At 63.2% G+C, this 7,734-nt stretch carries 7 protein-coding genes; 6 read left to right on the top strand and 1 reads right to left on the bottom strand.

Annotated features, from left to right (window positions below; genetic code table 11):
• The first annotated feature begins 48 nt into the window (after nt 1-48).
• The 6 genes from mltG (at nt 49) to AC1D1X_RS10945 (ending at nt 5,042) form a co-directional block, all read left to right on the top strand.
• Entirely contained in the window at nt 49-1,056 is a 1,008-nt protein-coding gene (gene mltG, locus AC1D1X_RS10970) for an endolytic transglycosylase MltG (protein WP_477669553.1), read from the top strand.
• 148 nt (nt 1,057-1,204) lie between these two features.
• Nucleotides 1,205-1,897 carry a dTMP kinase gene (gene tmk / locus AC1D1X_RS10965; RefSeq protein WP_477669554.1) on the top strand — a complete coding sequence of 231 codons (693 nt, stop codon included), beginning with the start codon at nt 1,205-1,207 and terminating at the stop codon, nt 1,895-1,897.
• Entirely contained in the window at nt 1,894-3,012 is a 1,119-nt protein-coding gene (locus AC1D1X_RS10960) for a DNA polymerase III subunit delta' (RefSeq protein ID WP_477669555.1), read from the top strand. The genes tmk and AC1D1X_RS10960 overlap by 4 nt, the downstream gene beginning before the upstream one ends.
• Before the next feature lie 66 nt (nt 3,013-3,078).
• Nucleotides 3,079-3,459 carry a PilZ domain-containing protein gene (locus AC1D1X_RS10955; protein WP_477669556.1) on the top strand — a complete coding sequence of 127 codons (381 nt, stop codon included), beginning with the start codon at nt 3,079-3,081 and terminating at the stop codon, nt 3,457-3,459.
• A 117-nt stretch (nt 3,460-3,576) separates the two neighbouring features.
• Nucleotides 3,577-4,374 carry a TatD family hydrolase gene (locus AC1D1X_RS10950; protein WP_477669557.1) on the top strand — a complete coding sequence of 266 codons (798 nt, stop codon included), beginning with the start codon at nt 3,577-3,579 and terminating at the stop codon, nt 4,372-4,374.
• Between the two features lie 11 nt (nt 4,375-4,385).
• Nucleotides 4,386-5,042, top strand: a complete 657-nt coding sequence (locus AC1D1X_RS10945; RefSeq protein ID WP_477669558.1) for an ankyrin repeat domain-containing protein — start codon at nt 4,386-4,388, stop codon at nt 5,040-5,042.
• A gap of 48 nt (nt 5,043-5,090) precedes the next feature.
• On the opposite strand, the gene AC1D1X_RS10940 is transcribed toward AC1D1X_RS10945, so the two are convergent.
• Nucleotides 5,091-7,734: efflux RND transporter permease subunit (locus AC1D1X_RS10940; RefSeq protein WP_477698274.1), on the bottom strand; the 2,644-nt coding region annotated here is incomplete at its 5' end.

Here is a 7,734-nt window from a genome sequence, read left to right as displayed (position 1 = left end):
ATCATAGGCTCGAGGTTTTGCGTTCTGTACAGAAAAGGTAGCTGGGTTGTGCGTCGTGTCTTTACAAGTCTGTTGATACTGGTATTTGCCGGCACCCTGCTGTTGTTTGGCGCGGGTTTGTGGTGGCTGCACGAGCCGATTCCCCTGCGGCTGGCCCCCGGCAGCCAGGTCGTAGACCTTGAAATCGAGCCCGGCACGCCCGCCAGCGGCGTGGCCGAGGTCATCGTGGCCAGCGGCGCCGATGTCCCGGCCCTGTTGCTCCATGCCTGGTTTCGCTTTTCGGGCCAGGCCCGGCTCATCAAGGCCGGCAGCTATGAATTGGTACCCGGCACCACGCCGCAAAAGCTGCTCGCCATGCTGGTGCGCGGCGATCAAGCCCTCAAAAGCGTCACCCTGGTAGAAGGCTGGACCTTCAACCAGGTGCGTGCAGCGCTACAAAAAGCAGAGCAGCTTGCGCCCGACACGCTTGGCCTGGCGCCCGAAATCATCATGCAAAAGCTGGGCAGGCCGGGTGTGCACCCCGAAGGCCGTTTCTTCCCCGACACCTACACCTACGCCAAGGGTTCCAGCGACCTGGCCGTGCTCAAGCGCGCAGCACGGGCCATGGACAAGCGGCTGGACGCTGCCTGGGTACTGCGAAGCCCGGACACACCGCTGAAAACCCCTGACGAGGCCCTGATCCTGGCCAGCATCGTCGAAAAGGAAACCGGCAAGCCGTCGGACCGGGCCCAGATCGGCGGCGTTTTCACCAACCGGCTGCGCCTGGGCATGCTGCTGCAGACCGACCCCACCGTGATTTACGGGCTCGGCGACAAGTTCGACGGCAATCTGCGAAAACGCGACCTGCTGGCCGATACGCCCTACAACACCTACACCCGCGCCGGGTTGCCGCCCACGCCGATCGCCATGCCGGGCAAGGCCGCCCTGCTGGCCGCCGTGCAACCGGCACCGACCAAGGCCATTTATTTTGTGGCGCGCGGCGACGGTACCAGCCACTTCAGCAGCAGCCTGGACGAGCACAACCGCGCGGTGAACAAATATATAAGAGGCCAGTAATAACTATGGCCCCCACGCTTGTCGCTTCGCGTACTGCGCTGCCCCCCGAGGGGGCGCTGCGCCTGCGGCCCGGCAAAGCCGGTTCCGCGGCCCCTGCTTGCGTGTCACTTTCGCTCAGTTGGCGGCTTGGCGTTACGCGAATGACATCATGAGTAATAGACCTCTGAGCGGCCTTTTCATCAGCTTCGAAGGCATAGACGGTGCCGGCAAGTCTACGCACATTGCCGGCCTGGCTGAAGCCTTCAAGGCCGAGGGCAGGGCGGTGACGCTGACACGCGAACCGGGTGGTACGCCGCTGGCCGAAAAACTGCGTGCCATGGTGTTGAACGACGCCATGGACCCGCTGACAGAGGCGCTGCTGATCTTTGCCGCGCGGCGTGACCACATCGTCAATGTGATTGCGCCGGCGCTGCTGCGCGGTGACGTGGTGCTGTGCGACCGTTTTACCGACGCAACCTTTGCCTACCAGGGCGCAGGGCGCGGTTTTGACCTGAAGCTGCTCTCAACCCTGGAGCGTTGGGTGCAATCCGACGAAGGGCTGCTGGGCGACCCCGCGGGCAATTCACCCATGAAGCCCGAGGTGGAAACCGTGATCGAGCCGCATTTGACGGTGTGGTTTGACCTGGCGCCTGAAGAAGCGGCCCGGCGGCTGACCGGCGCGCGCCTGCCCGACAAATTCGAGGCTCAGCCGGTGGCGTTTTTCCGCCGCGTGGCGCAAGGCTACGCGGACCGGCAGAAAAATCACCCCGAACGTTTCGCCCGCATTGACGCATCGAAAAGCCGCGACGAAGTCTGGCAGGCCGTGCAGCAGGTGTTTATCGCCAAAGGCTGGTTGTCATGAGCGTTCTGGATACTTTGCCGGCGACGGCCGAATCCAGCAATCCGCGCCTGGCGCCGTGGCTCCAGGCGCAACTTGAAAGCCTGCTGGCCCAGCGCGGCCATGCGTGGCTCCTGAGCGGACCTTCGGGTTTGGGGCAGTTTGAACTGGCGCTGGCACTGGCGCGGGCCTGGCTTTGCGAAGAAGCCACGCCGCAGGGGGCCTGCGGGCACTGCGGCAGTTGCCACGCGGTAGATGTACACACGCATGCGGACCTTTGCATGCTGATGCCCGAAACCCTGTCGCTGGCGCTTGGCTGGCCGCTCGACGAAAAGACGCAGGACGACCTGGACAGCAAGAAACGCAAGCCCAGCAAGGAAATCAAGGTCGATGCGGCGCGCGAAGCCGTGTCTTTCACCCAGTTCACACGGTCACGCGGCACCACCAAGGTGGTGCTGGTGTTCCCGGCCGAGCGCATGAACAACGTCACGGCCAATACCCTGCTCAAGACCCTGGAAGAGCCTCCAGGCGCCGTCAAGTTCGTCCTGGCCACCGAGGCCGCGCACCAGTTGCTGCCCACCATCCGGAGCCGGTGCCTTGGCCACACCATGGTCTGGCCGGACTTTGACCAGGCTCTGGGCTGGCTCCAGCAGGAAATCACGCTGGCAGGTGATAGCGCCGGTAGCACCAAAAAAGCCGCGGCAGCGCCAAAAGCCGCTGAATTGCAAACCTTGCTGGTGGCCGCGGGCGGGCGACCCGCCGACGCGCTGAACTGGGCACAGAACAATCCGCCCGCGGAAGCCGCCCAACATTGGCAGGCCCTGCCCAAAGCCATGGCGCGCGGCGACGTGAGCGCGCTGTCGGACTGGGCGCCAGCGCAGGCTGTGGATGCACTGCAAAAGCTTTGCCACGACGTACTGGCTGTGCGCATGGGCGCCGCGCCGCGGTTTTTCCACGCGAGCGACCTTCCGGCGGCCCTTCCCGCTGCGGCCGGCAAGACGGGTGGCGGGCTTTACGCCCTTGCAAGCTGGTCCAAAGAATTGGCGGCCATTGCCCGCACGGTGGAACACCCCTACAACCCGGGCCTGATGCTTGAATCGCTGGTAAGCCGGGCCCGCACAGCGCTGAATGCGAAATAAACCCAAACCGTTTCTTTTATGCTGCAATTGCAGACGCCGCAGCAGTCAAACCGATAAACTAGCGCCATGAGCACACCACCGCCCGCCAGTTCACCCGCAGCCGCCACCGCCCGCCCCAGCGTTGTCCAGCTGGCCATCAAGGAAAAAGCAGCGCTTTACGCCGCCTACATTCCCTTGTTCACGGAAGGCGGCGTTTTCATTCCGACTGCACGCGACTACAAGCTGGGCGACGACGTCTACGTCCTGCTGACGCTTCCTGAAGATACACAACGCTATCCGGTGGCCGGCAAAGTGGCTTGGGTCACACCCGCAAGGGCGGCCGGCAACCGCACGCAAGGCGTTGGCGTCCGATTCCCGTCGGACGATAAATCCCGTCTTCTGAAGATCAAGATTGAAGAAATCCTCGGCGCCCACTTGGCGTCCGACCGCCCCACACAGACCATTTAGGCCTTGCCGAACGCGGCCTGCCGCACCGGCAAGCGCGTGGTTGCTATGGTATTTATAGCTGCTTGCGCACGGCCAATAAGGCTTGCAGCCTGTTTTGATACCTAACCTTGTACCGCGATGTTCACTGACTCCCATTGCCATTTGAGCTTTCCGGAGCTTCAGGCCCAATTGCCGCAAATCCGCCAGGCCATGCTGGCCGCCCAGGTCGACCGCGCGCTGTGCATCTGCACCACCCTGGAAGAGTTCGAAACTGTTCATGGGCTAGCCACGGCCTACGACAATTTCTGGGCAACCGTCGGCGTGCATCCCGACAACGAAGATGTCCGGGAGCCCAGCCTGGACGACCTGCTGACACGCGCCAGCCTGCCCAAAGTGGTCGGCATTGGCGAGACCGGGCTCGACTATTACCGGCTGGGTGACCGGACCGTGGCGGACATGGAATGGCAGCGGGAGCGGTTTCGCGTGCACATCCGGGCAGCTCGCCAGACCGGCAAGCCCCTGGTGATTCATACCCGCAGCGCGTCCGACGACACGATTGCGTTGCTCAAGGAAGAGGGCGGCAACGCCGGCCAGGCCGACAGCGCCACTGGAGTTTTTCACTGCTTTACCGAAACCCAGGCGGTGGCCCGAGCCGCCCTGGACCTCGGGTTTTACATCTCTTTTTCCGGCATCCTGACCTTCAAGAACGCGGCGGATTTGCGGGAGGTGGCCCGATTTGTCCCCATGGACCGTATGCTGATTGAGACCGACAGCCCCTACCTCGCGCCCATGCCGTACCGCGGTAAAACCAATAATCCTTCGTATGTTCCCCTGGTGGCCAAGCAGATTGCGGAACTCACCCAACAACCCATCCAGGCCATTGCAGAGGCCACAAGCCGAAACTTCGAGCAGCTTTTCAGCGGGGTTAAAGCATGAAAAACAACTTCATGAATTACTTTAAGAAAGCAATTATTGCCGTTGTTTTTTATGGACTTTCTTCGGCAAATGCAGGGTCGTATGATGATTTTTTCATCGCAGTCAAGCGCGACGATCCCCGCACTATTCAGGCACTGCTGCAGCGGGGGTTTGACCCCAACACACCTGACCCAAAAGGCGAGCGTGGGCTCTTTCTCGCGCTGAAGGAGCCATCGCTCAGAGCAGCGCAGGTATTGGTGGACTGGCCCAAGACCGACGTCAACACCCTCAACGACAAGGGGGAAAGCGCACTCATGCTGGCCGCCCTCAAGAACCATCAGGGCCTGGCTGAGAAGCTGGTCAAACAGGGCGCCGACGTCAACAAGACCGGCTGGACGCCGCTGCATTACGCCGCTAGCGGCGGGCACGTGGCCATCATCAGCCTGCTGCTGGAAAACAGCGCCTATATTGATGCCGAGTCCCCCAACGGCACCACGCCGCTAATGATGGCCGCCATGTATGGCACCACGGAAGCAGTGCGTCTTCTCCTGGAGGAGGGTGCCGACCCGCAGCTCAAAAACCAGCTGGGTTTGACTGCCCTGCAGTTTGCCCAGCAAGGCAACCGGCCCGACGCCGCAGAAGCCATCACCACCGCCTTGCAGAAGAGGCGGCCTGCCGGGCAATGGTGACCACGTGATGCTCGGGAGTAAAGCCCGAGATCCGCGCAGATGCTTCTGTCACGGCACGTCGGACGCCAGGGCCACTCGTTCTTTGTGACCCAAACGGCGCCGCAACCATTGCAGCAGGTCGTCAACATAGGTGAACACCACCGGCACCACCAACAGACTCAGCACGGTAGAAGTGAGCAGGCCGCCAATCACGACAATGGCCATGGGCTGTCGAAAGCTCGGCTCCGCGCCCAGGCCCAGCGCGTTTGGYAACATGCCCGCACCCATGGCCACTGTGGTCATCACAATGGGCCGGGCCCGCTTATGGCAGGCGTCGATCAGCGCGCCCAGGCGGCTTACCCCGTGCTCGCGCCGCGCCATGATGGCGTATTCCACCAGCAAAATAGAATTCTTGGTCACGACGCCCATGAGCATCAGAACGCCGATCACCGCCGGCATCGAGAACGCCTGGTGCGACACCCACAATGCGATCAGCGCGCCTCCCATCGCCAGCGGCAGAGCTGACAGGATCGTGGCGGGCTGCATGAAATCATGGAACAGCAGCACCAGCACGGCGTAGATACAGAAAATACCGATGGCCATCGCGACGCCGAAGCTCTGGAAGAGCTCGGACATACGCTGCAATTCGCCTTGCTCCACGCGCTTCACACCCGCGGGCAGGTTCTTCAGTGCCGGCAGTTCCATGGCCTCGCGCTGGACTTCGCCCAGCGCGCGCCCGCCGAGCTCGACACTGAGCGTCAGGTTACGTGAACGGTCCAGGCGGGCAATCTGGGAAGGGCCGCTGCCCATGACGATCTCGGCCACAGACGCCAGACTCACCGTGCCGCCGCTGCCCTGAACGCGCAATTGGCCTACAGCCTGAAGGTTGGTTTGTACTGACGGATCCATCCGTACCCGGATGGGGATCTGGCGTTCCGGCAAATTGAGCTTGGGCAGGGCCGTGGAATAGTCACCGTAGGTGGCAAACCGCACCGCGTCGGCAAGCGCTTCGGTGGTCACACCCAGCGCTGCCGCACGCTCAGCGTTGGGCCGGATTTGAATCTCGGGCCGCTGCATGGCGGCGCTCGAGGTCACGTTGCCGATACCCTTGAGCGTGCGAAGCTGGGCCTCGGCCCGTGTAGCGGCTGAGGCCAGCGCTTCGGGGTCATCGCCGGCCAGCGTAATGTCCAGTGACTCCCCGCTACCGCCGCTCCCCACCGAGACCCGTACACCGGGCAAGGCCCGCAAGGTCTGGCGCATTTTTGCCTCGACGCCTGACTGCTTGAGCTTACGTTCCCCGCGCGGCACCAGCTCAACCGTGAGCGTGGTGCTGCTGACATCGGTCGATGCGCTGGCGCCGCCCAAGCCGCCACTGCTGGCCGCGGTRCCGGCGGAAACGAATACACCGCTCACCTCAGGCAGCCCGCGCAGCAATGCGGCCGCACGGCGGCCGGCCTCCGCGGTTTCTTCCAGCGTGCCACCCGGCGGCAGCTTCAGGCTCACACTCGACTGGGCCTTGTCCTGTGCCGGCAGGAAACCGGTGGGTAGCAAGGGGATCAATGCCAGTGACAGCACAAAGAACACCACGGTTGCCAGCACGGTGCCCTTGCGCCGTGCCAGTGTGGTGCGGACCCACCGCAGGTAGCGCGTCATCAGCGGCCCGTCCGTACTGCCGCTGTGTTTGCCGGGCTGGTGCGGCTTGAGCAGATAGGCCGCCATCATGGGCGTGAGCAGCCGCGCGACCAGAAGCGACGCCAGCACCGCGACCGAGGCAGTAATCCCGAACTGCCGGAAAATGAGGCCCGGGATGCCGCCCATGAAAGCAGTGGGAAGAAACACCGCGACCAGGGTAAAGGTTGTGGCGATCACCGCCAGGCCGATCTCGTCGGCTGCCTCCATGGCCGCCTGGTAGGGTGTCTTTCCCATCTGGAGATGCCGCTCGATGTTCTCAACCTCCACGATAGCGTCGTCGACCAGGATGCCCACCACCAGGGAAAGCGACAGCAGCGTCACGGTGTTGAGCGAGTAGCCCGCGAGCGCCATGGCGCCGAAGGTAGGGATGATCGACAGCGGCAGTGCGGTCGCCGAGACCAGGGTGGCCCGCCAGTCGCGCAGGAACCACCAGACCACCAGGATGGCCAGCAACGCACCTTCGACCAGGAGGAACATGGAGCCTTCATAGTTCTCCTGAATTGGCGTCACCGTGTTGCTCGCCTCGGCGATCTTCACTTCCGGGTGGGCCTTTGCAAAAGCGTCCACCGCGGCGCGTACCTCCTCGGCAACACCCACGTCGGAGTAACCTTTCGAGCGCTTGACCTGAAAACCAACGACGGACTTGCTGCCACGGAAGGCGCGCGTACTGCGCTCGGCGTAGGTATCGGTAATGCGGGCGATCTGGTCCAGTCGCACATAACGCCCGTCGGTCAACGGGATGCTGATGGCAGCAACCTCTGCCGCCGAGCCGACCGTCGCGATGGTGCGGGTCGACTGCCGCTGGGATCCGACCTGCCCCTGGCCGCCTGAGCTTTCCTTCTGCACAGACTTGAGTTGGGAAGAGACAGCCGCGGGCGTGACCCCAAGGCCGGCCATCAGCGAGGGATTGAGGTCCACGTGCACCTCTCGGTCAACGCCGCCGACGCGCGCCACCGACGCGACACCCTTGACAGCCAGCAGCGCTTTCGACACATCGTTGTCGACAAACCAGGTGAGATCC

The organism is Polaromonas sp. P1_G4, from assembly GCF_056405475.1.
The sequence above is the reverse complement of the archived record's forward strand: the minus strand, read 5'-3'. Positions and strand labels throughout refer to the sequence as shown.